This window comes from Neptunicella plasticusilytica (genome assembly GCF_047922965.1).
Taxonomy (GTDB): Bacteria; Pseudomonadota; Gammaproteobacteria; order Enterobacterales; family Alteromonadaceae; genus Neptunicella; species Neptunicella plasticusilytica.
Genome location: NZ_CP150481.1, coordinates 382,312 through 407,685, shown reverse-complemented (window position 1 = coordinate 407,685; position 25,374 = coordinate 382,312). Strand labels below are relative to the sequence as shown.

At 45.8% G+C, this 25,374-nt stretch carries 29 protein-coding genes, 7 tRNA genes and 3 rRNA genes; 4 read left to right on the top strand and 35 right to left on the bottom strand.

The window, feature by feature from the left end; genetic code table 11:
- Positions 1-236: 236 nt before the first annotated feature.
- The 7 genes from rplL to V1467_RS01985 all read right to left on the bottom strand — a co-directional run bounded on the left by rplL (position 237) and on the right by V1467_RS01985 (position 3,845).
- Positions 237-611 (bottom strand): 50S ribosomal protein L7/L12, encoded by a 375-nt coding sequence (rplL, locus tag V1467_RS02015; protein WP_416307133.1) that lies wholly within the window; start codon positions 609-611, stop codon positions 237-239.
- Positions 612-664: 53 nt separating this feature from the next.
- Complete coding sequence (gene rplJ / locus V1467_RS02010; protein WP_416307132.1) at positions 665-1,183, bottom strand: 50S ribosomal protein L10; 519 nt, start codon at positions 1,181-1,183, stop codon at positions 665-667.
- Positions 1,184-1,497: 314 nt separating this feature from the next.
- Entirely contained in the window at positions 1,498-2,193 is a 696-nt protein-coding gene (gene rplA, locus V1467_RS02005) for a 50S ribosomal protein L1 (protein ID WP_416307131.1), read from the bottom strand.
- A gap of 4 nt (positions 2,194-2,197) precedes the next feature.
- Positions 2,198-2,626: a 50S ribosomal protein L11 gene (rplK, locus tag V1467_RS02000; protein WP_416307130.1), complete on the bottom strand. Its 429-nt coding sequence runs from the start codon at positions 2,624-2,626 to the stop codon at positions 2,198-2,200.
- A 188-nt stretch (positions 2,627-2,814) separates the two neighbouring features.
- Positions 2,815-3,354 carry a transcription termination/antitermination protein NusG gene (gene nusG / locus V1467_RS01995; RefSeq protein WP_416307129.1) on the bottom strand — a complete coding sequence of 180 codons (540 nt, stop codon included), beginning with the start codon at positions 3,352-3,354 and terminating at the stop codon, positions 2,815-2,817.
- Position 3,355: 1 nt separating this feature from the next.
- Positions 3,356-3,733 (bottom strand): preprotein translocase subunit SecE, encoded by a 378-nt coding sequence (gene secE / locus V1467_RS01990; RefSeq protein ID WP_416307128.1) that lies wholly within the window; start codon positions 3,731-3,733, stop codon positions 3,356-3,358.
- 35 nt (positions 3,734-3,768) lie between these two features.
- A tRNA-Trp gene (locus tag V1467_RS01985) sits at positions 3,769-3,845 on the bottom strand.
- Between the two features lie 224 nt (positions 3,846-4,069).
- Between V1467_RS01985 and V1467_RS01980 the strand changes: the two genes are divergently transcribed.
- The 3 genes from V1467_RS01980 to V1467_RS01970 are packed head-to-tail and all read left to right on the top strand — an operon-like array spanning position 4,070 to position 5,798.
- Complete coding sequence (locus tag V1467_RS01980; RefSeq protein WP_416307127.1) at positions 4,070-4,285, top strand: hypothetical protein; 216 nt, start codon at positions 4,070-4,072, stop codon at positions 4,283-4,285.
- Between the two features lie 5 nt (positions 4,286-4,290).
- On the top strand, positions 4,291-4,683 hold the full coding sequence (locus V1467_RS01975; protein WP_416307126.1) for a hypothetical protein: 393 nt from the start codon (positions 4,291-4,293) through the stop codon (positions 4,681-4,683).
- Positions 4,684-4,727: 44 nt separating this feature from the next.
- Entirely contained in the window at positions 4,728-5,798 is a 1,071-nt protein-coding gene (locus tag V1467_RS01970) for a serine hydrolase domain-containing protein (RefSeq protein WP_416307125.1), read from the top strand.
- Between the two features lie 126 nt (positions 5,799-5,924).
- On the opposite strand, the gene tuf is transcribed toward V1467_RS01970, so the two are convergent.
- The 13 genes from tuf to V1467_RS01905 all read right to left on the bottom strand — a co-directional run bounded on the left by tuf (position 5,925) and on the right by V1467_RS01905 (position 16,385).
- Complete coding sequence (tuf, locus tag V1467_RS01965; protein WP_416307124.1) at positions 5,925-7,109, bottom strand: elongation factor Tu; 1,185 nt, start codon at positions 7,107-7,109, stop codon at positions 5,925-5,927.
- Positions 7,110-7,169: 60 nt separating this feature from the next.
- A tRNA-Thr gene (locus V1467_RS01960) sits at positions 7,170-7,245 on the bottom strand.
- An 8-nt stretch (positions 7,246-7,253) separates the two neighbouring features.
- Positions 7,254-7,328 (bottom strand) — tRNA-Gly (locus V1467_RS01955).
- A 116-nt stretch (positions 7,329-7,444) separates the two neighbouring features.
- A tRNA-Tyr gene (locus V1467_RS01950) sits at positions 7,445-7,529 on the bottom strand.
- Positions 7,530-7,537: 8 nt separating this feature from the next.
- Positions 7,538-7,613: transfer RNA gene (locus V1467_RS01945), tRNA-Thr, on the bottom strand.
- Positions 7,614-7,738: 125 nt separating this feature from the next.
- Positions 7,739-8,464 (bottom strand): type III pantothenate kinase, encoded by a 726-nt coding sequence (locus tag V1467_RS01940; protein ID WP_416307123.1) that lies wholly within the window; start codon positions 8,462-8,464, stop codon positions 7,739-7,741.
- On the bottom strand, positions 8,448-9,416 hold the full coding sequence (gene birA / locus V1467_RS01935; RefSeq protein WP_416307122.1) for a bifunctional biotin--[acetyl-CoA-carboxylase] ligase/biotin operon repressor BirA: 969 nt from the start codon (positions 9,414-9,416) through the stop codon (positions 8,448-8,450). The genes V1467_RS01940 and birA overlap by 17 nt, the downstream gene beginning before the upstream one ends.
- Positions 9,413-10,405, bottom strand: coding sequence for a UDP-N-acetylmuramate dehydrogenase (murB, locus tag V1467_RS01930; protein ID WP_416307121.1), 993 nt, complete (start codon positions 10,403-10,405; stop codon positions 9,413-9,415). Before murB ends, birA begins: the two co-directional genes overlap by 4 nt.
- 438 nt (positions 10,406-10,843) lie before the next feature.
- Positions 10,844-10,959: ribosomal RNA gene (rrf, locus tag V1467_RS01925) — 5S ribosomal RNA — on the bottom strand.
- Between the two features lie 164 nt (positions 10,960-11,123).
- Positions 11,124-14,005: ribosomal RNA gene (locus tag V1467_RS01920) — 23S ribosomal RNA — on the bottom strand.
- A 454-nt stretch (positions 14,006-14,459) separates the two neighbouring features.
- A tRNA-Ala gene (locus tag V1467_RS01915) sits at positions 14,460-14,535 on the bottom strand.
- Between the two features lie 126 nt (positions 14,536-14,661).
- A tRNA-Ile gene (locus tag V1467_RS01910) sits at positions 14,662-14,738 on the bottom strand.
- Positions 14,739-14,843: 105 nt separating this feature from the next.
- Positions 14,844-16,385: ribosomal RNA gene (locus V1467_RS01905) — 16S ribosomal RNA — on the bottom strand.
- Together the 16S, 23S and 5S rRNA genes with 2 tRNA genes alongside form the textbook arrangement of a ribosomal RNA operon.
- Before the next feature lie 406 nt (positions 16,386-16,791).
- Between V1467_RS01905 and V1467_RS01900 the strand changes: the two genes are divergently transcribed.
- The gene (locus V1467_RS01900) at positions 16,792-17,547 is read left to right on the top strand and encodes a hypothetical protein (RefSeq protein WP_416307120.1); all 756 of its coding nucleotides are present in this window, start codon (positions 16,792-16,794) and stop codon (positions 17,545-17,547) included.
- Positions 17,548-17,615: 68 nt separating this feature from the next.
- Here the strand turns inward: V1467_RS01900 and rplQ are convergent, their stop codons facing one another.
- From rplQ to rplE, 15 genes are all read right to left on the bottom strand, one after another.
- The gene (rplQ, locus tag V1467_RS01895) at positions 17,616-18,020 is read right to left on the bottom strand and encodes a 50S ribosomal protein L17 (protein ID WP_416307119.1); all 405 of its coding nucleotides are present in this window, start codon (positions 18,018-18,020) and stop codon (positions 17,616-17,618) included.
- 42 nt (positions 18,021-18,062) lie between these two features.
- Positions 18,063-19,052, bottom strand: coding sequence for a DNA-directed RNA polymerase subunit alpha (locus V1467_RS01890; protein WP_416307118.1), 990 nt, complete (start codon positions 19,050-19,052; stop codon positions 18,063-18,065).
- A 22-nt stretch (positions 19,053-19,074) separates the two neighbouring features.
- Positions 19,075-19,695, bottom strand: a complete 621-nt coding sequence (gene rpsD / locus V1467_RS01885; protein ID WP_416307117.1) for a 30S ribosomal protein S4 — start codon at positions 19,693-19,695, stop codon at positions 19,075-19,077.
- 24 nt (positions 19,696-19,719) lie between these two features.
- Positions 19,720-20,106 (bottom strand): 30S ribosomal protein S11, encoded by a 387-nt coding sequence (gene rpsK / locus V1467_RS01880; protein WP_416307116.1) that lies wholly within the window; start codon positions 20,104-20,106, stop codon positions 19,720-19,722.
- Positions 20,107-20,118: 12 nt separating this feature from the next.
- On the bottom strand, positions 20,119-20,475 hold the full coding sequence (gene rpsM, locus V1467_RS01875; RefSeq protein WP_416307115.1) for a 30S ribosomal protein S13: 357 nt from the start codon (positions 20,473-20,475) through the stop codon (positions 20,119-20,121).
- 103 nt (positions 20,476-20,578) lie between these two features.
- On the bottom strand, positions 20,579-20,692 hold the full coding sequence (gene rpmJ, locus V1467_RS01870; protein ID WP_075607266.1) for a 50S ribosomal protein L36: 114 nt from the start codon (positions 20,690-20,692) through the stop codon (positions 20,579-20,581).
- A 26-nt stretch (positions 20,693-20,718) separates the two neighbouring features.
- Positions 20,719-22,041 carry a preprotein translocase subunit SecY gene (gene secY, locus V1467_RS01865; RefSeq protein ID WP_416307114.1) on the bottom strand — a complete coding sequence of 441 codons (1,323 nt, stop codon included), beginning with the start codon at positions 22,039-22,041 and terminating at the stop codon, positions 20,719-20,721.
- Between the two features lie 5 nt (positions 22,042-22,046).
- Positions 22,047-22,481, bottom strand: a complete 435-nt coding sequence (gene rplO / locus V1467_RS01860; protein ID WP_416307113.1) for a 50S ribosomal protein L15 — start codon at positions 22,479-22,481, stop codon at positions 22,047-22,049.
- Positions 22,482-22,484: 3 nt separating this feature from the next.
- On the bottom strand, positions 22,485-22,667 hold the full coding sequence (gene rpmD / locus V1467_RS01855; protein ID WP_416307112.1) for a 50S ribosomal protein L30: 183 nt from the start codon (positions 22,665-22,667) through the stop codon (positions 22,485-22,487).
- Positions 22,668-22,673: 6 nt separating this feature from the next.
- Positions 22,674-23,177, bottom strand: a complete 504-nt coding sequence (gene rpsE / locus V1467_RS01850) for a 30S ribosomal protein S5 (protein ID WP_416307111.1) — start codon at positions 23,175-23,177, stop codon at positions 22,674-22,676.
- 8 nt (positions 23,178-23,185) lie between these two features.
- Positions 23,186-23,539: a 50S ribosomal protein L18 gene (gene rplR / locus V1467_RS01845; RefSeq protein ID WP_416307110.1), complete on the bottom strand. Its 354-nt coding sequence runs from the start codon at positions 23,537-23,539 to the stop codon at positions 23,186-23,188.
- 9 nt (positions 23,540-23,548) lie between these two features.
- A complete protein-coding gene (gene rplF / locus V1467_RS01840) occupies positions 23,549-24,082 on the bottom strand; it encodes a 50S ribosomal protein L6 (RefSeq protein WP_416307109.1) in 534 nt (177 codons plus the stop codon).
- A 14-nt stretch (positions 24,083-24,096) separates the two neighbouring features.
- Complete coding sequence (gene rpsH, locus V1467_RS01835) at positions 24,097-24,489, bottom strand: 30S ribosomal protein S8 (RefSeq protein ID WP_416307108.1); 393 nt, start codon at positions 24,487-24,489, stop codon at positions 24,097-24,099.
- Positions 24,490-24,501: 12 nt separating this feature from the next.
- Positions 24,502-24,807, bottom strand: a complete 306-nt coding sequence (gene rpsN / locus V1467_RS01830) for a 30S ribosomal protein S14 (RefSeq protein ID WP_416307107.1) — start codon at positions 24,805-24,807, stop codon at positions 24,502-24,504.
- A gap of 12 nt (positions 24,808-24,819) precedes the next feature.
- Positions 24,820-25,359, bottom strand: coding sequence for a 50S ribosomal protein L5 (gene rplE / locus V1467_RS01825; RefSeq protein ID WP_416307106.1), 540 nt, complete (start codon positions 25,357-25,359; stop codon positions 24,820-24,822).
- Positions 25,360-25,374 lie beyond the last annotated feature (15 nt).

Here is a 25,374-nt window from a genome sequence, read left to right as displayed (position 1 = left end):
CGAGTAGATAGACAAACTTCCAGCACCGTTTTGAGAAGGTGCATTTGATCCATATTACCCACTATTTTTAAATCAGTGAAGCAACATAATTATTTGAAACCAAATGACTTTCTTTTATTTTTAAGTGAATAGGGCTTAAACGGTGTAAGTACCCTATCCTACAGCGCAAAAAGGCTGGTGACCAAAAAGTCACCAGCCTATGCCTGTATCAGGCAAATAATCTGTTTAAAAACAGATTATTTAACTTCAACTTTAGCACCGGCTTCTTCAAGCGCTTTTTTCAGTTCTTCAGCTTCTTCTTTAGATACACCTTCTTTAATTGCTTTAGGTGCACTATCAACTACGTCTTTAGCTTCTTTCAAGCCAAGGCCAGTTGCGCCACGTACTGCTTTGATAACAGATACCTTGTTAGCGCCAACTTCGGCTAAGATTACGTCGAATTCAGTTTGTTCTGCAGCAGCTTCACCGCCTGCAGCAGGACCTGCAACAGCAGCAACAGCCGCAGTAGCAGTTACACCGAATTTTTCTTCAGCTGCTTCGATTAACTCAACCAATTCCATAACTGGCATTTCAGCAATCGCGTTTAAAATATCTTCTTTAGTTAGAGCCATTTCTCTAAACTCCTGGGTTTAATGTTAAAAATTCTAAATACCAATGACGCCAATTACTTGGTGTCTTTGACAGCCGCCAATACGCGCACAAATTTCGAAGGCACTTCGTTGATAGTTTGAACGAATTTGCCAATTGGTGCTTTGAAGGTAGCAAGTAATTTCGCCAGAGCTTCGTCGCGAGTCGGAAGTGACGCTACTGCATCCAGTTTTTCTGGACCCAATAAACCACTACCAATTGAAAGTGCAGTGACGTTTAACTTGTTATTCTCTTTAGCAAAGTCTTTGAAAAGACGTGCTGCACCGCCAGGTGCATCCAAAGAGAAACCGTAAATTAACGGCCCAGTTAAAGCGCTTTCCAAATCACCAAATTTAGTGTCTTGAAAAGCACGTTTTGCAAGAGTATTACGAATAACTTTAACGTAAACGCCTTGCTCACGAGCTTTAACACGCAATTCAGTGAGGTCTGCAACCTCCATCCCACGGTATTCAGCGACGGCAACGGACAGAGCCTGAGATGCAACGCCATTAATTTCGGCGACGATCTCTTTTTTTGCTGCTAAGCCTAGTGCCACTGAGTTCACCTCTTTAGTTACTGAAAAACCGAAGTTTTCCAGAGTTCACAGATTGATAAAATGTTATTGGTTGTAACACCGACAACGTTTTACCGCACTACGGTGTTCGTTATTCCCAGAGAGTCTGAGTCAGATCCACCGTCTGCGCAGGTTGATATTTTAAGTTATCCGTTGAATGTAGGTAGCTCTCTAATTCTACTTACCGGATAACACCTGCGGTCTTGGACGGGAGCCTTGGCTATTAAAATTAATAGTCAGGCTCCAACCCATAAACCTTTAGAGAGAAATCAACACCTTCGGTGCTGATCCTTCAATTAACTTGCCAGTGTGCCCTGATCGACAGAAACACCTGCACCCATTGTGGTGCTCAGGCTAATTTTCTTGATGAAAGCGCCTTTAGCTGTTGATGGTTTAGCTTTTTTCAAGGCTTCCAACAATGCTTCAAGGTTTTCTTTAATCTGGTTTTCTTCAAAAGCGATTTTACCGATGCTGGCATGGATAATACCGTTTTTGTCGTTGCGATAGCGTACCTGACCGGCTTTAGCATTTTTAACCGCTGTAGCTACATCTGGCGTCACAGTGCCCGTTTTAGGGTTCGGCATCAGGCCACGTGGACCTAAAATTTGACCTAAGGTACCCACAACGCGCATGGCATCCGGAGAAGCAACCACTACGTCAAAAGGCATGTCGCCTTTTTTAACCATCTCGGCCAAGTCTTCCATACCCACTAAATCTGCGCCAGCTTCTTTAGCGGCTTCGGCATTGGCACCCTGAGTAAACACTGCAACACGTACGTCTTTACCAGTGCCGTGTGGCAATACAGTTGCACCACGAACGTTTTGATCAGATTTACGTGGGTCTACACCCAGGTTAACTGCAACATCAACGCTTTCAGGAAACTTGGCAGTTGCCAGTTCTTTCAACAAAGCAACGGCTTCGCTGAAATCATATTCTTTAGTGCTATCAATTCGGTCACGAACGATACGCATACGTTTTGTTAATTTAGCCATCAGATTATCCCTCTACTACCAAGCCCATACTACGCGCAGAACCTGCGATAGTACGTACAGCTGCTTCCAAGTCGGCAGCAGTTAAATCGGGTTCTTTAGTTTTAGCAATCTCTTCCAACTGAGCGAGAGTAACTTTACCCACTTTGTCAGTATTTGGACGGCCTGAACCACTTTTGATCCCAGCAGCCTTTTTCAACAAGAAAGAAGCTGGAGGTGTTTTGGTAATAAATGTGAAAGAGCGATCTTCATAAACCGTAATTTCAACAGGAACTGGAGCGCCTTTTTCAAGACTGTCTGTTTTGGCGTTAAACGCTTTACAGAATTCCATGATATTAACACCATGCTGACCTAATGCAGGACCAACTGGTGGACTTGGGTTAGCAGCACCTGCTGCAACCTGTAGCTTAATTAAGCCTTTGATTTTCTTAGCCATGATATGCCTCAATAATGGGTTTAGCGCCTTGTAAACACTGAGGATGCTTACTCAAACGGCTTCCCGCACAACAAAAAGGGCGCAGATTATAGTTTAATCACACGCCCAGTTCAAGTTTCAAACAACAAAATCCACTTTTTTATTTATACAAGCAGATTTACTACTCGCCAGGAGTTTTGGCTGTTTTATTAACCTTTTTCGACCTGGCCAAATTCCAGATCAACCGGAGTAGAGCGACCAAAAATAAGCACGGATACTTTGACGCGGCTTTTTTCATAATCGACTTCTTCAACTACACCGTTAAAGTCAGCAAATGGTCCGTCGGTAACCCGCACCACTTCACCTGGTTCAAACAAGGTTTTAGGTTTAGGACTATCAACGTTTTCGGCCAGGCGATTCATAATAGCATCGGCTTCTTTTTGACTGATAGGTGCAGGACGGTCACTAGTACCACCAATAAAGCCCAATACACGAGGAACACTTTTTACCAAATGCCAGCTATCTTCATTCATCGCCATTTCGACCAGCACATAGCCCGGGAAGAATTTACGTTCACTTTTACGTTGCTGACCGGCACGCATTTCAACCACTTCTTCTGTTGGTACCAGAATCTGGCCGAAGTAGTCTTCCATCTCATGCATTTTGATGTATTCAATTAACGTTTTTTGTACGCGTCCTTCATATCCGGAAAAAGCTTGTACCACGTACCATCTTTTCTTGTCCGACATATTAAATTCCTAATCCGGTAATGAAAGAAACCAGTCTGACGATAATTCCGTCCAGTCCCCAGAGCAACAAGGACATCACCACAACCGCAACCATAACAATTAAGGTGGTCTGAGTGGTTTCCTGACGCGTCGGCCAAACCACTTTACGTACTTCAGTGCGTGATTCTTTGGCAAAATTCAAAAACTGGCTACCTTTGCCGGTACTGGCGGCAAAAAGCAGGGCAACAACCACTGCAGCAACAACGCCTAATGCTCTGTATAGTACGGACACATCCTGGTAGATGTGGTTACCAGCAACGGCAGCAACCAACAAGCCAATGGCAATTAACCACTTTAATAAATCCAACGGCGTGGACGCACTTTCTGTATTCACACTCATGCTACAACCTTTAATAAATCCATACTTGCCAAACATGGCAGGGGTGGAGGGACTCGAACCCCCAACCATCGGTTTTGGAGACCGCTGTTCTACCAATTGGAACTACACCCCTATTCTTTGCCCACTTCGAGCCATTTCCCCAAATCCCACATAGACTAATTTTAGGAAGTCTGTTGCGTTGGGAAGTCTGATTCACTCAAATGGAGGGAGGCGTATTATACCCACTGAATCAATGGTTACAAGTAGAAGACAAATTTTAATACAATTCACGGTTTTGTTGTCAGCAACAAATCACGTATATTGGTTATCATGTTGTGTTAAACAAAAGATTGAAAATTGAAATTACCCAAAAAATTACGCAATTCCATTCGCGAGAAAGCCATTAGCAGAGCTCGTACCCGTATCCTTATCGCCGGACGTACACCCGAAAACTTCAGTCAGGAAGAACTTGAGGTGATCGTGCGTGAAGAAGAAGACAATATCAAAAACAACTATAAGGAAAAGGGCCTGTTGGCTTTGGCCGCCTTACTTGGCCTTGGTTGGTGGATATAGAATTTATGCTTCGTCCCCTGGTCAAAATCACTCTAGTACATTTACTGTGGCGTAATTATAAACCAGTATTGCTGGCGACGCTGTTCGCTATTATCGGCTTTGTGGTTGTATCACTGATACACTCCGATTATGTCCAATATGCTCAGGATCTCCCCGGCGATAAAGATCTTGGACTGTCTTTTATTATTAAATGGGTCTGTTACTTTGCCATTATTGCTGGCTGGCTAGCTGTATGCTTTCACTCAGGTAAACAGAAAAAGCATATCGAAAAAATCCAGATAAGCGCACAACAGGTACCTATTTACGATACACCTGAAGATGATCCGTTTAACACCATCAGGCAAAAGGACAAGTTAAGAAGTCGTGCTGACTGGGTAGTGGAAAAACACAAAGAATAATGGCATTAATGAGTGTTGAATCAAAATCTCCAGGAAATTTTACAATGCGTTGTATAGTTGCTTTTGTTATTTATCTTGTCACCTGCTCATCGGCCTATTGTCAACAAAATGACAATATAGACCGGCTATTTCAAAATTATGGCGGCAAGCTTCCCGGCGCTTCATTGGCTATTATAGACCATGGACAAATCAGCTATATGCGAGCCTATGGTATGGCTAATCTGGAGCAGGCCGTTTATGTTTCTGCAGATACCAACTTTCGACTCGCCTCTATAACCAAGCAGTTTACCGCTACTGCCATTTTGTTATTGCAGCAACAAGACAAGCTGCAACTTGATTGGACATTGGACAAAATTTTTACCGGTTTCCCTGCGTACGGCCAAAAGATCACAATCCGCCATTTGCTGCAACATACTTCTGGTTTATGGGACTATGAAGATTTTGTAGAGGACATTGATCCGGACACAACCACCCAAATCCGCGATAAGGCAGTATTAGCAATCACCAAGCAACAAACAAAAACCTATTTTGAGCCGGGAGCGCAATTTCGTTATAGCAACACCGGTTATGCATTGTTGGCTTTAATTGTTGAAAAATACTCGCAACAGCCGTTTGCAGAGTTTCTCGAAGAGCATATTTTTATCCCCTTGGGTATGAATCACACTCTTGCCTATATTAAAAATATCAATCGGGTTTCAGGACGTGCTTTTGGTTACGATATGGAACAAGGCCAATGGGTCAGAAAAGATCAAAGTTCCACTAGTGCCGTGTTGGGCGATGGGGGAATTTATTCCAGTGTACGTGACCTTTATCTTTGGGATCAGGCGTTATATTCAGGCAAGATTTTACCCAAAGGAATATTGGCAGCAAGCTTTACTCCAGGACAACTCAACAACGGATCGCAAACGCGTTATGGCTATGGCTGGCACTTAAAGAGATCAGCAGATGGTCAACAAGTCATCTTTCATACCGGCAGTAGTACCAGCTTCCGAAATATTTTCTATCGCATTCCAGAACAACAAATCAGCATTATTATTTTAACCAACAGAAACCAGCCTGAAGAGATGCAGATGGTCGACTTTGCAGAAAAAGTGCTAGCCGCTTACCAACAATAAAAAGACTGGTTCCCGGCTCAAAACACTACCGGGATGACGGGGCTTTTGACTTTATCACAGGCAATAAAAAAGGCGCTCACTGAGCGCCTTTCCCGTGATACATAATGTATCGCTAAATTATCGATATTACTCGATGATTTTAGCTACAACACCTGCACCTACTGTACGGCCACCTTCACGGATAGCGAAGCGTAATCCTTCGTCCATCGCAATCGGGTTAATCAGCTCAACCTTGAATTTCAGGTTGTCGCCTGGCATAACCATTTCTACACCTTCTGGCAATTCAACTGCACCAGTGATGTCAGTAGTACGGAAGTAGAACTGTGGACGGTAGCCTTTGAAGAATGGCGTGTGACGGCCACCTTCGTCTTTGCTCAGTACGTATACTTCTGCTTCGAACTTGGTGTGTGGCTTGATTGAACCTGGCTTACATAATACTTGACCACGCTCTACGTCTTCACGCTTGGTTCCACGTAACAAGGCACCGATGTTCTCACCTGCACGACCTTCGTCAAGCAGTTTACGGAACATTTCTACTCCGGTAACGGTTGATTTGGTGGTGTCTTTGATACCCACGATTTCTACTTCGTCACCTGTGTTTACGATTCCACGCTCTACACGACCGGTTACAACTGTACCACGACCTGAAATCGAGAATACGTCTTCGATTGGCAGCAGGAACGGCTTGTCGATATCACGCTCTGGCTCTGGGATATAAGTATCCAGGGCTTCACCTAATTCGATGATTTTCTTTTCCCATTCTTCGTCACCTTCCAGCGCTTTTAACGCGGAACCTTGAATAACAGGTAAGTCATCGCCCGGGAATTCGTATTCGGTTAACAGTTCACGTACTTCCATTTCGACCAGTTCTAGCAATTCTTCGTCGTCTACCATGTCACATTTGTTCATGAAGACGATCATGTAAGGTACGCCTACCTGGCGGCCTAACAGGATGTGCTCACGAGTTTGTGGCATTGGGCCGTCTGTCGCTGCTACTACCAGAATCGCTCCGTCCATTTGCGCTGCACCGGTGATCATGTTTTTGACATAATCCGCGTGTCCTGGGCAGTCTACGTGTGCGTAGTGACGGCTTGGTGTGTCATATTCTACGTGTGAGGTCGCGATGGTGATACCACGCTCACGCTCTTCCGGGGCGTTGTCGATTTGATCGAACGCTTGAGCTGAACCACCGTAAGTTTTTGCCAATACAGTCGTGATTGCTGCGGTTAAGGTCGTTTTACCGTGGTCTACGTGGCCGATTGTGCCTACGTTGACATGCGGTTTTGTACGTTCAAACTTTGCTTTTGCCATGGGTCATTCCTCATCAAAATAAAAATAGATCTTAATTGTAAGGAATGAGAGAGAGAGAAATGGTGCTGATAGGCAGATTCGAACTGCCGACCTCACCCTTACCAAGGGTGCGCTCTACCAACTGAGCCATATCAGCACTTTATTTGGAGCGGGCAGCGGGAATCGAACCCGCATCATCAGCTTGGAAGGCTGAGGTAATAGCCATTATACGATGCCCGCGTTCCTATTCTCTTGAGGCGATCTCATCCCAAGAAAAATCGCAAGAGGCTGACAAACGCAAGTGCCGCATTTGCCAGCCTCTTACAGTACGAGTCAAATTGACTCGTACCTTAATATGGTGGAGGGAGGTGGATTCGAACCACCGAAGGCGGAGCCGTCAGATTTACAGTCTGATCCCTTTGGCCACTCGGGAACCCCTCCAAGTTTGATGGTGCCGGCTGCCGGAGTCGAACTGGCGACCTACTGATTACAAGTCAGTTGCTCTACCAACTGAGCTAAGCCGGCACTGCATCAAGAGGGGCGCATTCTAGAGGAACAATTTACGCTGTGCAATAGTATTAAAACAAAAAATTACGATTTTTTGACTGTTTGCTTAATTTCACAGCAAGGTGGCGTAGTTGTGAGCGAAGTTAACCCGAAATTACCCGATCAATCCCTTTTAATACCGGATTTACGATTATTTCAATCTGCTCATCTGTAAGCTGTTCAAGTAAATTGGCATCCCCGCCCGCAACAAAAATCTTAACTTGCGGAGAAAAACGGCTAACAATCAGTTTGGCAGAATGGAGAAAACCCTGCACGGCAGCCAAGCAGCCATAATCGACACAATCGGCAGTATTTTGTCCTATTTGCAGTAAGACAGGATGCTGATTCTGGGCATTAGTCATAACCTTTTCAGTTCTCTGCTGCAATGCATTTTTCATGATTGTCATGCCTGGCGCAATCCAACCCCCAAGGTGTTGACCATTACTATCCACAAAATCACAGGTCATTGCTGTGCCAAGGTCCAACACAGCAAAACCCCCTTTATACTCTTGCTGACAGGCTAAAATAGCTAACCAGCGGTCAATACCCATTTTAGCAGGTTGTTCATAGGCGCATTTAATCCCGAATTGTTCTTTAGTAGTGGTAAGAAGCTGGCTAGTGATGTGAAACTCATCAAGTATCTGACATAGTATGTCTAGTTGCTGTTGTTGGCCGACTGCAGCAACGACACAATGTGTCACCTGTTGAAGAAGAGCGGTTACCTTTTTAGCATCCTCCAGAATAAAAACGTCATTCAGATTTCCTTGATAGCAACATTTTATCCGGCTGTTACCGATATCAACAAACAACACACTACTCCGCCCTGACACTAATTTCTCCCCCATAGAAACGTTGAATTCCTTGAGCAGTTTCCAGTAATAAAGCGCCTTGATGATCTACTCCTTTGCCTATCCCCTTTATTATGCTGCTGCCACAATGTAATTTCGCGGGTCGATTCATTAACCAGTCCTTATTGCACCAACGCTGTATAAAAGATTCAAACCCCTTTCTTTCGAACTCTTCTACAGCACTGACAAGCTCATCAACAATAACAGCTGACAATTTATTCCTATCAGGTGTATTACCGGTTATTTTGTTCATATCAGTCCAGGCTTGACCAATTTGCGCTTTGCTATCCACGATATTAATATTTAACCCGACGCCAATAATCGCATGGCAATCCGAACCTACCTGCCCTTCCAATTCAACCAGAATACCGGCCAATTTTTGATCGTTCACATAAATGTCGTTAGGCCATTTTAATTTAGCCTGGCTGACTCCAAATCGCTCCAAGCCATTTGCAACTGCCAGTCCTACTACCAGACTAAGACCATTAACCGAATGGTAACCGGCCGGAAAGTTCCAATACATAGATAAATACAAACTGGCACCGAAGGGAGAAATCCAACGTTTACCTTGCCTTCCTCTTCCAGCTGTTTGTGCCTCAGCCAGACAGGTGAAGCCATTTTGTAATTTGAAGGTCTTTGATTTAATAACGTCATTTGTCGATCCCACCACACTGAGTACTTCAACTACAGCACAAGACTGAATAGACTGCTGAATTTTCTGTTGGCTAAGGAGCGTTACCGGTTGAGACAATTTATATCCTTTACCTGCAATACTAAAAATATCCAATCCCAATTCACCGAGCACTTTGATATGTTTGGAAACAGAAACTCTGGAGATACCTAATAATTCTCCTAACGTCTGACCTGAATGAAACTGTCCGTCAACCAATATAGCTAAAATCTCGCTACGCTTATGCTCGCCTTGTACTGTCATAGGTCAATTAATCCATTAGTTGTCAGCAAGCGCACTTCATTTTCTAATTTAATAGAAAAAGTAACTAAAACATCATCACGTATTTTCCTGGCAAACTGGAGTAACTCTCGCCCGGTGCCGATCCCCGTATTAGCCAATACCAAAGGCTGATTATGATGACAAAGTATTCCTCCAAGTGTTTTTCCTTTATAGCCTAGTTGATCAATTAACCAGGCTGCTGGGACCTTGCATTGTTCATCAGAAACCGGATAGGAGGGAATAGCGGGCCATTTTTCACGAATGGATTTAAGTAGCGGTTTACCAATGACCGGATTTTTAAAGAAACTACCCGCATTCCCTAATTGAGACGGGTCAGGCAGTTTTGCCTGACGAATTTTGACAACTTTATCGAAAATATCCTGTGCTGTTGGATTGCTCAGGTTCGCCAATTCTCCATAGGATTGTTCTACAACCCACTTTTTTGGCAGAACGAAGTTAACGGCGGTAATAATCACTTTGTCACTAAGTTCGTGTTTAAAAATACTATCGCGATAACCAAACCCACAATCCGCCTGCAAAATACTCTTCGCTTCCCCTGTTGCCAACTCAATATAGTCAACTGACTGGATAAAACCGCTTACCTCACGCCCATAAGCCCCTATATTCTGGATTGGAGCGGCTCCGACTGTACCAGGAATTAAAGCTAAATTTTCCAGACCATACATTCCCCGCTTGACACAATATTCAACAAACTCATGCCAGTTTTCACCCGCTTTAACTTTAATACCAAAGTCTTCTTGAGTTTCATTGCATTCGATTCCACGCAGATTAATTTTCACAATCTCTCCAGCGAAATCATCCACAAAAATACTATTACTTCCTCCCCCCAAGATATAAAAAGGTCGATGCAGAGGTAACGCACTTTTGATGTCTGCAACACTATTCAAGTGGGTTATTTTTTTTGCATGGGCAGAAAAACCAAAGGTATGAAATGATTTTAATGATGTCACGTATATCTGGTGCTTTTATCAACGATAATTATCGCGAGTGTACCATTTTTCATGTCTTTTAGGATTCAAATTTGAATAACACAATAGGTTAATGACGCTGCTTGATGAGAAGGCCTTTTGCATTGATTGGGTGTCTGGTGATTTAGTCCATGGATGGACTGTAGTAGAACAACGCAGGAGCAGTTGTCGAGTGCTACTCTCACATGGGGGTAAATGGCGTCTCGAGACGAGCTCTGCTCGGCTAGCCATTTACGGGAGGCCCCGGATGGCGGACCTGGAAACAGCTTCATGGACGAATGACAGATGGAAGCCTGCCGTTAGAACCGGTAACCAGAAACAGTTCGATGGGTTGGGTTTGGCTATGGAAGTGGGCACGCAGTGCCCTTAACGCAAAAAGGCCTTCCCGTTTTTTGGGAAGGCCTCTTGCTTTAATTGGGAGTCTGGCGGTGTGCTACTCTCACATGGGGAAACCCCACACTACCATCGCCGCTAATACGTTTCACTGCTGAGTTCGGAATGGGATCAGGTGGTGCCGTATCGCTATGGCCGCCAGACAAAGACGGTTAACAATTTCAGAAAGCTGTTTGTTTATATTAGTGCTCAAACTGGTGGTTCAAGTCTTACTCTATCTCGTTCGAAGCTCGTTGCTCGTCACTCGTAGCTGTTTCTTGTACTTGTCATCAACAACCCAAATGCTTTAAAGCCACTTTGGCGTTGTATGGTTAAGCCTCTCGGGCAATTAGTACAGGTTAGCTTAACGCATTACTGCGCTTCCACACCCTGCCTATCTACGTCGTAGTCTTCAACAACCCTTCAGGACAGTTAAACTGTCAGGGATGACTCATCTCGAGGCTCGCTTCCCGCTTAGATGCTTTCAGCGGTTATCAATTCCGAACGTAGCTACCGGGCAATGCCATTGGCATGACAACCCGAACACCAGCGGTTCGTCCACTCCGGTCCTCTCGTACTAGGAGCAGCCCCTCTCAATCATCCAGCGCCCACGGCAGATAGGGACCGAACTGTCTCACGACGTTCTAAACCCAGCTCGCGTACCACTTTAAATGGCGAACAGCCATACCCTTGGGACCGACTTCAGCCCCAGGATGTGATGAGCCGACATCGAGGTGCCAAACACCGCCGTCGATATGAACTCTTGGGCGGTATCAGCCTGTTATCCCCGGAGTACCTTTTATCCGTTGAGCGATGGCCCTTCCATTCAGAACCACCGGATCACTATGACCTACTTTCGTACCTGCTCGACGTGTCTGTCTCGCAGTTAAGCTGGCTTATGCCATTGCACTAACCTCCTGATGTCCGACCAGGATTAGCCAACCTTCGTGCTCCTCCGTTACTCTTTGGGAGGAGACCGCCCCAGTCAAACTACCCACCAGACACTGTCCTCAATCCCGGTTAGGGACCCGAGTTAGAACATCAAACATACAAGGGTGGTATTTCAAGGTTGACTCCACGCAAACTGGCGTTCACGCTTCTAAGTCTCCCACCTATCCTACACATGTAGGGTCAATGTTCAGTGCCAAGCTATAGTAAAGGTTCACGGGGTCTTTCCGTCTAGCCGCGGGTACACAGCATCTTCACTGCGATTTCAATTTCACTGAGTCTCGGGTGGAGACAGCGTGGCCATGATTACGCCATTCGTGCAGGTCGGAACTTACCCGACAAGGAATTTCGCTACCTTAGGACCGTTATAGTTACGGCCGCCGTTTACCGGGGCTTCGATCAAGAGCTTCGCTTGCGCTAACCCCATCAATTAACCTTCCGGCACCGGGCAGGCGTCACACCGTATACGTCATCTTTCGATTTAGCACAGTGCTGTGTTTTTAATAAACAGTTCCAGCCACCTTTTCACTGCGGCCTCCATTCGCTTACGAAGCAAGTTCTTCACGAACGGAGGCGTACCTTCTCCCGAAGTTACGGTACGATTTTGCCGAGTTCCTTCACCCGAGTTCTCTCAAGCGCCTTAGTATTCTCTACCTGACCACCTGTGTCGGTTTGGGGTACGGTTCACATCATCATAAGCTTAGAGGCTTTTCCTGGAAGCAGGGCATCTGCAACTTCGTCACCTTGGTGACTCGTCTCGTGTCTCAGCATTAAGCACCCGGATTTACCTAAGCACTCTGCCTACTCACTTTCACATGGACTACCAACGCCATGCTTGCATAGCCTTCTCCGTCCCCCCATCGCTGATGATATAAGTACGGGAATATTAACCCGTTTCCCATCGACTACGCATTTCTGCCTCGCCTTAGGGGCCGACTTACCCTGCCCTGATTAGCATGGGACAGGAAACCTTGGTCTTCCGGCGTGGGGGTTTTTCACCCCCATTATCGTTACTCATGTCAGCATTCGCACTTGTGATATGTCCAGCAAACCTCTCGATTCACCTTCATCCACTTACACAACGCTCCCCTACCATACGTCCTAAAACGTATCCGCAGCTTCGGTGCTATGTTTAGCCCCGTTACATCTTCCGCGCAGGCCGACTCGACTAGTGAGCTATTACGCTTTCTTTAAAGGGTGGCTGCTTCTAAGCCAACCTCCTAGCTGTCTTAGCCTTCCCACTTCGTTTCCCACTTAACATAGACTTGGGGACCTTAGCTGGCGGTCTGGGTTGTTTCCCTCTTCACGACGGACGTTAGCACCCGCCGTGTGTCTCCCGGATAGTACTCACAGGTATTCGGAGTTTGCATGGGGTTGGTAAGTCGGGATGACCCCCTAGCCCAAACAGTGCTCTACCCCCTGTGGTATTCGTCCGAGGCGCTACCTAAATAGCTTTCGGGGAGAACCAGCTATCTCCCGGTTTGATTGGCCTTTCACCCCCAGCCACAGGTCATCCCCTAACTTTTCAACGTTAGTGGGTTCGGTCCTCCAGTGCGTGTTACCGCACCTTCAACCTGCCCATGGCTAGATCACCGGGTTTCGGGTCTATACCTTGCAACTAGACGCGCAGTTAACACTCGCTTTCGCTACGGCTCCCCTATGCGGTTAACCTCGCTACAAAATATAAGTCGCTGACCCATTATACAAAAGGTACGCAGTCACACCACGAAGGTGCTCCCACTGCTTGTACGTATACGGTTTCAGGTTCTATTTCACTCCCCTCACAGGGGTTCTTTTCGCCTTTCCCTCACGGTACTGGTTCACTATCGGTCAGTTAGGAGTATTTAGCCTTGGAGGATGGTCCCCCCATATTCAAACAGGATAACACGTGTCCCGTCCTACTCGTTTTCACTCAAAGTTCGCGTTCGTGTACGGGGCTATCACCCGGTATCGCCAAGCTTCCCAACTTGTTCCACTCGCTTACAATCAGCTTAAGGGCTGGCCCCCGTTCGCTCGCCGCTACTAAGGGGATCTCAATTGATTTCTCTTCCTAAGGGTACTTAGATGTTTCAGTTCCCCTCGTTTGCCTCACTACCCTATGTATTCAGATAGTGATGACCTGTAAACAGGCCGGGTTTCCCCATTCGGACATCTGTGGCTAAAATGCGTTTTGTCAGCTCACCACAGCTTTTCGCAGACTTACACGTCCTTCATCGCCTCTAACTGCCTAGGCATCCACCGTATACGCTTAGTCACTTAACCATACAACCCAAAATAGCTTCGCCTTCGTCTTTTATGCTGCGCGTTTCGTCCTCTCTCACTCGGTTATGTACTGTTCGTACACGCCCTCGTTCGTTCGTCGAACTCGCTTGCCTAAAACCCGAATTCTCGCTATTTCATCTGCTTTAAAGTAACGTATTAAAGCATCTGAAATAACTCGCCACAGTCGCCTTTTTGTCCGACCGTCGGTGTCAATTCAATGACCGTTATATGCATGACAAGTACACCAGTTTTTACACTAGCTTTTTCTACTACAAGTATCAGATAGAGTAAGTTACTTAAAAGTCTCACTCAGTTTTGATTACTAATATCAGCTTTCCAAATTGTTAAAGAACAGGTTCAAGATTTTTCGTTAAAAAAACCTTAATCAATCAACACTCGTCCAAATGTCCATTCATTAAGGTATTTCCTTTCCAACTCTCTATCTTATAAAGGTTGGTGGAGCTAAGCGGGATCGAACCGCTGACCTCCTGCGTGCAAGGCAGGCGCTCTCCCAGCTGAGCTATAGCCCCATTAATAAGGGTCACATCCAATGAGTTACCTCACTCAATGTCAAATTCGATTCAGACAAGGAAGAGAAGGGCGATGTGTGCGAAGCAGCACATGAGCGTTTCTCTGACGCAGTATCAATCGAATTTTGGTGGGTCTGAGTAGACTTGAACTACCGACCTCACCCTTATCAGGGGTGCGCTCTAACCAGCTGAGCTACAGACCCATTCATACGCACTGCATAAAACGCAATCCGTACTAGTTGCTCTTTACTTTCACAACAAGACTATCTGTGTGGACACTGCATCAATAAATAACGACCAATTTTGTGTAAGGAGGTGATCCAACCCCAGGTTCCCCTAGGGTTACCTTGTTACGACTTCACCCCAGTCATGAAACACAAAGTGGTAATCGCCCTCCCGAAGGTTAGACTAACTACTTCTTTTGCATCCCACTCCCATGGTGTGACGGGCGGTGTGTACAAGGCCCGGGAACGTATTCACCGCAGTATTCTGACCTGCGATTACTAGCGATTCCGACTTCATGGAGTCGAGTTGCAGACTCCAATCCGGACTACGACAAGCTTATTGCTTTCTGGGTTCCGCTCCACCTCGCGGTCTCGCTTCCCTCTGTACTTGCCATTGTAGCACGTGTGTAGCCCATCCCGTAAGGGCCATGATGACTTGACGTCGTCCCCACCTTCCTCCGGTTTGTCACCGGCAGTCTCCTTAAAGTGCCCAACTTAATGCTGGCAACTAAGGACAAGGGTTGCGCTCGTTGCGGGACTTAACCCAACATCTCACGACACGAGCTGACGACAGCCATGCAGCACCTGTCACAGAATTCCCGAAGGCACTTCTGCATCTCTGCTGAATTTTCTGGATGTCAAGGGATGGTAAGGTTCTTCGCGTTGCATCGAATTAAACCACATGCTCCACCGCTTGTGCGGGCCCCCGTCAATTCATTTGAGTTTTAACCTTGCGGCCGTACTCCCCAGGCGGTCTACTTATCGCGTTAGCTTCGTTACGCATGAATTAAATTCTCACACAACTAGTAGACATCGTTTACGGTGTGGACTACCAGGGTATCTAATCCTGTTCGCTACCCACACTTTCGCACATGAGCGTCAGTCTTTGGCCAGGGAGTCGCCTTCGCCACTGATGTTCCTCCAGATCTCTACGCATTTCACCGCTACACCTGGAATTCCACTCCCCTCTCCAAGACTCTAGTCTGCCAGTTCTAAATGACCCTCCCAGGTTGAGCCCGGGGCTTTCACATCTAGCTTAACAAACCGCCTGCGTGCGCTTTACGCCCAGTAATTCCGATTAACGCTCGGACCCTCCGTATTACCGCGGCTGCTGGCACGGAGTTAGCCGGTCCTTCTTCTGTGGCTAACGTCAATGTAACTGGGTATTAACCAGCTACCCTTCCTCACCACTGAAAGTGCTTTACAACCCGAAGGCCTTCTTCACACACGCGGCATGGCTGGATCAGGCTTGCGCCCATTGTCCAATATTCCCCACTGCTGCCTCCCGTAGGAGTCTGGGCCGTGTCTCAGTCCCAGTGTGGCTGATCATCCTCTCAGACCAGCTAGAGATCGTCGCCTTGGTGAGCCTTTACCTCACCAACAAGCTAATCTCGCTTAGGCCCATCTCCTGGCGAGAGCGCAAGCGCCCTCTTTGACCCGCAGGTGTCATGCGGTATTAGCAGTCGTTTCCAACTGTTATCCCCCACCAGGAGGCAAGTTCCTAAGCTTTACTCACCCGTCCGCCACTCGTCATCATCTAGCAAGCTAGATATGTTACCGTTCGACTTGCATGTGTTAGGCCTGCCGCCAGCGTTCAATCTGAGCCATGATCAAACTCTTCAATTAAAAAACTTAAATCTATGAATTTTGGTAGACACTCATCAACGAGTGCCCACACAGATTGTCTTGTTGCAAATTGTTAAAGAACAGTGCCTAAAAGTCTCCTCTCAAGCGGGAGGCGTATTCTACGCATCCCAGGGTCAGTGTCAAGAAACTTTTTAAACCTTTTTTCTTGTCCGACCCCCTTCATGGCCGTCCGTCCGGACTCCCCTGAAGCGAGCGCGCATTCTACATCCTATCCCCTTACCGTCAACCTCTTTTTTACCCTTTTTAGCCGTTTGCGCAGCTTTTGAACTAAATGATGAAAAAATCGATTTAAAATGTATATTTTTTGGTACAAATGAACTAAGTTTGCTTGTTACTGTCTGTATATAAGTTCCACCCTATTACTATTATAAGAACGAGGCTGTAAATGAAAAAAGTGCTAGGATCGATTTTGCTGTTTTATACAGTACAAAGTGTTGCGGCAGAAGGAACCGGCGCTCCTCAAAATGATAATCAGTTAACGGCAGATTTTATTGAGCAACAAGTTCAACAAAATATGTCGTTAGGACGCGCGATTAAAAGTATTATGGGTCATTATCCACAAGAAGTGGATGTCGTGGTTGGCACGGCTCTTGACTTGTACCCCGCCAAATATAAAGAGATTATTCATGCGGCCATCGCTGCCCAGCCCGCTTTAACTGAAGATGTAGTAAGGATTGCTATCGACAAAGGTATTGCCAGCTGTGGCAATATTGTATTAACCGCGATCCAGGCTGAACCCAGCTATGTAGACTTTGTGGTAAGTGCAGCGGCTCAATCTACACCAGAAGAATTAAACGAAATTGTCAGAATTGCAGTGGTAACCGAACCTGATTCGGCTGACGCCATCGTTAGCACCGTTGCAAAAGCTCATCCGAGCAAACTGGTTGATATCATCAGCTCTGCAATAGGCGCCGTTCCCTTTGTTGGGGAATATATTGTGGATGCACTATTAGTGGCTTTTCCAAACGATGCTGAAGAAGTGGTGACAACAGCAGTTCGAGAATCTTCTGCTCAACGTAGTCAGGTGATCAAAATTATCGAAACGGCACGCAACGCGGGGATCAGCGATAAGGCACTAACACGCTATGCAACTGAAGGTGGGGCATCTGCAGAAGAAATTGCTCAGGTTATTCACGATTAGATATTGTTGAGATAAATTCAGATATAAAAAAACCGGGTTTAACCCGGTTTTTTTATATTTCTAATTGATTAATCTGCAGCAACTTCTTCAACAGCTTCCACTGTTTCTTCTGTTACCGGGCGATCAACCAGTTCAACGTAGGCCATGGGTGCTTTATCACCGGTACGGAAGCCACATTTCAAAATACGAATGTAACCACCTGGGCGTTCCACATAACGTGGACCAAGGTCGTTGAACAATTTACCAACTACTTCTTTATCACGAGTGCGAGCAAAAGCCAAACGGCGATTTGCAACACTATCTTGCTTGGCAAGAGTGATAAGAGGCTCAATCACGCGACGAAGTTCTTTCGCTTTTGGTAAAGTGGTTTTAATCACTTCATGCTTTACCAAAGAGCCAGCCATATTGCGAAACATCGCTTGACGATGGCTGCTGTTGCGATTTAACTGTCGACCACTATGACGATGGCGCATAGTACTTTCCTTCTTATTAAATCAGTTTAACGTGAAACCTGATTAGTCTTTCTCAGCGATGCTTTCAGGTGGCCAGTTTTCCAGGCGCATCCCTAAAGACAATCCGCGAGAAGCCAGTACGTCTTTAATCTCGGTAAGAGATTTTTTACCCAAGTTAGGCGTTTTCAACAGCTCAACTTCGGTACGTTGTACCAGGTCACCAATATACTGGATAGCTTCGGCTTTCAGACAGTTAGCAGAGCGAACTGTGAGTTCGAGATCATCAACAGGGCGAAGTAAAATCGGATCGAATTCCGGTTTTTCTTCTTTTTCCACTGGTTCAGAAATATCACGAAGTTCAACAAATGCATCTAGCTGCTCTGCCAGAATGGTAGCCGCACGACGAATAGCTTCTTCCGGATCGATTGTGCCGTTAGTTTCCATATCAATGATAAGTTTGTCCAAATCTGTACGCTGTTCTACACGCGCAGATTCTACATTGTATGCAATACGGTCAACCGGACTAAAGGAAGCGTCAACAAGTAAACGACCAATTGGACGATCATCTTCTTCTGAGGAACGACGAATTGATGCTGGAACATAACCACGACCCATTTCTACCTTGATGCGCATGCTGATTTCAGCATCGCCAGTCAAAGTACAAATAACATGATCAGGGTTTACGATCTCGACATCACCATCATGCTGGATATCTCCAGCCACAACCGCGCCTGAACCGGATTTAACCAAAGTCAGAGTCGCTTCGTTTTTACCTTCCAGGCGAACAGCTAAACCTTTCAGATTTAGCAGAATTTCGATAACGTCTTCCTGAACACCTTCTTTAGTGCTGTACTCGTGTAAAACACCGTCGATCTCTACTTCAGTCACTGCACATCCTGGCATAGATGACAAAAGTATACGACGTAACGCATTACCAAGTGTGTGCCCGAAGCCGCGCTCCAAAGGCTCTAAAGTAACCTTTGCACGCGACTGGGAGACGTTTTCTATTTCAACTAACCTTGGTTTTAGGAATTCAGTTACAGAACCTGACATTGTTTCCTCTCTTCTTTAAGCTTTACTTAGAGTAAAGTTCGACGATCAACTGTTCGTTAATTTCAGCGGACAAATCTTCACGCTCTGGCAAACGCTTGAAAACGCCTTCCATTTTTGTGCTGTCCACTTCAATCCAAGTTGGTTTCTCACGTTGCTCTGCCAATTCTAAAGCAGCCACAATACGTGCCTGTTTTTTAGATTTTTCGCGTACAGACACAACGTCTTCCGCAGAAACGCTGTAAGAAGGTACGTTAACAACGCCGTCATTGACTACGATGGCTTTGTGACTTACCAATTGGCGCGCTTCAGCACGAGTGCTGGCGAAACCCATACGATAAACAACATTGTCCAGACGCTGCTCTAGAAGTTGCAACAGGTTTTCACCGGTGTTGCCTTTCAAACGAGCGGCTTCTTTGTAGTAGTTACGGAACTGTTTTTCCAATACGCCATACATACGACGTACTTTTTGCTTTTCGCGCAATTGCACACCGTAATCAGACAAACGGCCACGACGGGCGCCATGCTGACCAGGTGCGGTATCAATTTTACATTTCGAGTCAATTGCCCGAACGCCACTTTTAAGGAACAAATCTGTTCCTTCGCGGCGGCTAAGTTTGAGTTTTGGACCCAAATATCTTGCCATGATCTTTCTCCAACTGTCCGGCGATTAAACTCGACGTTTTTTCGGTGGACGACAACCGTTGTGCGGTATAGGCGTCACATCGGTAATGTTTGTGATTTTATAACCTGTCGCGTTCAAAGCACGGATCGCAGACTCACGGCCTGGACCTGGACCTTTAACGAATACTTCAAGGTTTTTCAAACCATACTCTTGTGCAGCAACGCCTGCGCGTTCTGCGGCTACCTGAGCAGCAAATGGGGTTGATTTACGTGAACCACGGAAACCTGAACCACCTGAAGTTGCCCAAGACAGAGCATTACCCTGACGATCAGTAATAGTCACAATCGTGTTGTTGAAAGAAGCATGGATATGAGCCATACCATCAGCAACCTGACGTTTAGCGCGTTTACGCTTAATAGGTGTTTTAGCCATTATAACCCCCGCTTACTTTTTAATTGGCTTGCGAGGACCTTTACGGGTACGCGCATTAGTTTTAGTGCGCTGACCACGAAGAGGCAAGCTGCGACGGTGGCGAATACCACGGAAACAACCTAGGTCCATCAAACGTTTGATGTTCATTGAAACTTCACGGCGCAGGTCACCTTCAACGGTGAACTTGGCTACTGCGTCACGTAGTTTGTCTAATTGTGCTTCGTCAAGATCTTTGATCTTGGCGTTCTCTGCAACACCAGCTTCGACACAAATGCTTTTAGCACGCGTTTGTCCGATACCGTAAATAGAAGTAATTGCTACTACGGTGTGCTTATGTTCCGGAATGTTAATGCCAGCAATACGGGCCACTAACAGTACTCCTCTATGTTCTTGTCGTCAGCCTAAAAAGCCCGATAGGATACTTACCTGACGACTAAATTGCAATATTTAGCTTAATAAATAAGCTGCCTGATCAGCCTTGCCTTTGCTTATGCTTTGGCTCAACACAAATCACTCGTACAACACCGTTGCGCTTGATGATTTTACAGTTGCGGCAAATCTTTTTAACTGATGCACGAACTTTCATTACATCACTCCGTTAATGACCAAATCTTATCGGCCGTAGCTTTTAAGATTGGCTTTTTTAAGAACAGAATCATATTGATGTGACATCAAATGAGTCTGCACCTGAGCCATGAAATCCATGATAACCACGACGATAATCAACAAAGATGTACCACCGAAATAGAATTGAACATTCCACGCTATCATCATGAATTCAGGAACCAAACAAATAAAGGTTATATAAAGCGCACCTGCCAATGTCAGGCGAGTCATAACTTTATCGATATACCTGGATGTTTGCTCACCCGGACGAATACCAGGCACAAAGGCGCCTGACTTTTTCAAGTTATCTGCCGTTTCACGCGGGTTAAATACCAACGCGGTATAGAAGAAACAGAAAAAGATAATCGCCGTTGCGTACAACATCACATACAGAGGTTGTCCCGGGGACAACATCAAAGATACATCCTGTAACCAGGACATAGACTCATTCTGACCAAACCAGCTGGCAATCGTACCAGGGAACAGAATAATACTGGACGCGAAAATCGGTGGAATAACTCCCGCCATATTCACTTTTAAAGGTAAATGGGTACTTTGCGCGGCAAACACCTTACGGCCTTGCTGGCGCTTAGCGTAGTTAACTACGATACGGCGCTGTCCACGTTCCATAAACACTACAAAGTAAGTGACGGCGATAATAATCACACCAATCAACAATAAGAACAGTAGATTCAAATCACCCTGTCTTGCTTGCTCAACGGTTTTACCTATTGCTGAAGGAAGGCCTGCAACAATACCGGTAAAAATCAGAATCGAGATACCGTTACCGATACCTCGCTCTGTAATTTGCTCACCTAACCACATTAAAAACATGGTACCGGTGACCAGGCTCACGACAGCCGTAAAATAGAATCCAAAGCCAGGATTAATTACTAGACCCGAGACCATATTGGGCAAGGTTTTAGCAATGGCAATAGCCTGGAAGATAGACAACACCAAAGTAAAATACCTTGTATATTGACTGATCTTGCGACGTCCCGCCTCACCTTCTTTTTTCAACTCAGCCATACGTGGATGAACCACAGTTAACAGCTGCATAATAATAGATGCTGAAATATAAGGCATGATCCCCAGTGCAAGAACTGATGCGCGAGAAAGTGCACCACCGGAGAACATGTTAAACATTTCTACGATAGTACCCTTTTGTTGCTCAAATAATTGAGCTAACACAGCAGCATCAATACCAGGAAGCGGTACGAATGAGCCGAGTCTCAATACGATGATCGCACCAAGTACGAACAACAACCGTGTCTTAAGTTCGGTCAATCCACCCTTTGCACCGGACGAATCCAATCCTGGTTTAGCCATTTAGCTTATTCCTCTACTTTACCGCCGGCAGCTTCGATTGCTTCACGAGCGCCTTTAGATACCTTTAAACCACTTACAGTAACAGCACGAGAGATTTCACCACTCAACATAATTTTAACGAACAAGCGATCTTTCTTGACCAGACCTGCTGCTTTTAATGTTGCTAATGAAACCACTTCGCCTTCTACTTTTGCAATTTCAGTCAACGTAACCTGATCAGAAACCAGAGATTTACGTGAAGTGAAACCGAACTTCGGAAGACGACGCTGGATAGGCATTTGTCCGCCTTCAAAACCAGGACGTACACTGCTGCCAGAACGAGATTTCTGACCTTTGTGTCCGCGACCACCGGTTTTTCCAAGGCCTGAACCTATACCGCGACCTACGCGCTTAGCTGATTTTTTTGCTCCTGGTGCAGGAGAAAGAGTATTTAAATACATCGATTATTCCTCCACAACCTGAACCATGTAATTAACACGGTTAATCATGCCACGTACTGCTGGAGTATCTTCCAGCTCACGAACATGACCGATTTTACGCAAACCTAAACCTACCAAAGTAGCTTTATGTTTAGGTAAACGACCAATAGAGCTTTTAATTTGCTTTACTTTAATCGTTTTAGCCATGTCTAATTACCCCAAAATCTTATCAACGGACAAACCACGTTTTGCAGCGATTTGTTCTGGTGACTTCATTTCAACCAGTGCATTGATCGTTGCGCGAACAACGTTGATCGGGTTGGTTGAGCCGTAACATTTTGAAAGGACGTTTTGCACACCGGCAACTTCCAATACTGCACGCATCGCACCACCGGCAATAATACCGGTACCTTCAGATGCAGGCTGCATGTAAACTTTGGAGCCAGAGTGGCGACCTTTAATCGGATGCTGCAGCGTGTGACCATTCAGGTCTACAGTAACCAAATTGCGACGTGCCTTTTCCATTGCTTTTTGAATCGCAGCAGGAACTTCACGTGCTTTACCGTAACCAAAACCCACACGACCATTACCGTCACCTACCACGGTCAAAGCAGTGAAACTAAAGATGCGACCACCTTTAACTACTTTAGACACACGATTGACGGCAATAAGCTTTTCTAACAGGTCACCCTGTTGTTGAACTTCTACTTTAGCCATGATAACTCCTAGAACTTGAGGCCAGCTTCACGAGCGGCGTCAGCTAATGCTTTAACCCGACCGTGATACTTGAATCCGCTACGATCGAAAGCCACATCTTTGATGCCTTTTTCGATAGCACGTTCTGCAATCGCTTTACCAACCGCTGCTGCTGCTTCTGCATTTCCAGTCCCTTTCAGGCCTTTTTTCAGATCTGCTTCAACAGTAGATGCCGCTGCCAATACCTGTGAACCGCATGGTGCGATTAACTGGGCATACATGTGACGCGGTGTGCGACAAACAGTCAAGCGATGCATTGCCAGTTCACTAATTTTTTTGCGTGCGCGAGTTGCGCGACGCAAGCGAGCCGATTTCTTATCCATCTCACCCACCTACTTTTTCTTAGCTTCTTTACGACGCACAGCTTCATCAGCATAACGTACACCTTTACCTTTATAAGGCTCTGGTGGACGGTATCCACGAATGTTAGCTGCTACCTGACCTACCAACTGCTTGTCAGCGCCTTTAACGACGACTTCAGTTTGACTAGGAGTTTCGACGCTAATGCCTTTTGGCACTTCAAACACGACAGGGTGTGAGAAACCTAAAGTCAGGTTCAGTTTGGCACCTTGTGCTTGTGCACGGTAACCAACACCTAATAACTGCAATTTTTTCTCAAACCCTTCGGCTACACCGGTAACCATGCTATTTAACAATGAACGTGCTGTACCTGCTTGCGCCCAACCATCGGCTGCGCCTTCGCGAGGTTTAGCAATTAATGAACCTTCTTCATTAACTACTTCAACTGCATCATTGAATACACGGTTCAGTGAACCATTTTTACCTTTAACTGTAACTTCCTGACCGGCGATTGAAATTTCAACGCCAGATGGGATGTTTACAGGTGCTTTTGCTACACGTGACATTGACTATCCCTCCGTTACGCTACATAGCCGATGATTTCACCGCCCATACCCGCTTTACGCGCAGCACGGTCAGTCATAACACCTTTAGATGTAGACACAATGGCGATACCCAAACCACCCATGACTTTTGGCAGCTCATCTTTTTTCTTATAGATGCGCAGGCCAGGACGACTGACACGTTCGATGTTTTCGATAACTTTTTTGCCGTCGAAGTACTTTAATGTCACTTCTAATTCAGGCTTAACGTCACCGCTAACAGCGTAATCTGTTACATAACCTTCTTCTTTCAATACTTTGGCCAAAGCCACACGTAATTTAGAAGACGGCATAACAACAGATACTTTCTGTGCTAATTGTCCGTTACGAATGCGGGTAAACATATCCGCGATAGGATCTTGCATGCTCATATCTGCTACTCCTTACCAGCTGGCTTTTTTCAAGCCAGGGACTTCACCACGCATAGCTGCTTCACGTAGCTTAATGCGGCTCAGGCCAAACTTGCGTAGATAACCATGTGGACGACCAGTTATACGACAACGGTTACGTTGACGGATAGGACTGGAATCACGTGGTAGTTGTTGCAGCTTAAGAACAGCATCCCAACGCTCTTCTTCAGAGGCGTTAACATCGCTGATAGTTACTTTAAGCGCAGCGCGTTTCTCAGCATACTTTGCAATCAGCTTAGTACGCTTTACTTCGCGTGCTTTCATTGATTCTTTTGCCATAACCCTACAACCTTATTTCTTGAATGGGAAGTTAAACGCAGACAGAAGAGCACGACCTTCTTCATCAGTTGTAGCGCTGGTAGTGATAGTAATATCCATACCGCGTACTTTATCAACTTTATCAAAGTCGATTTCTGGGAAGATGATTTGCTCCCGAACGCCCATACTGTAATTTCCACGACCATCGAATGATTTCGCATTCAAGCCACGGAAGTCACGGATACGTGGAATAGCAATGGAGATTAAACGCTCCAAAAACTCCCACATACGTTCGCCACGCAGGGTTACTTTACAGCCAATCGGATAACCTTCACGGATTTTAAAGCCCGCGACAGATTTACGTGCAACGGTTACAACAGGTTTTTGACCGGCAATTGCTTGCATGTCACCTGTGGCATTTTCCAATACCTTTTTGTCCGCTACAGCTTCACCTAAACCCATGTTTAAGGTGATTTTTTCAATCCGAGGGACTTGCATGACGCTTTTGTATCCGAACTGCTTCGCAAGTTCAGCTACAACGTTTTCTTTATAGAAATCATGCAGTTTCGCCATCGTTCACTCCAATTA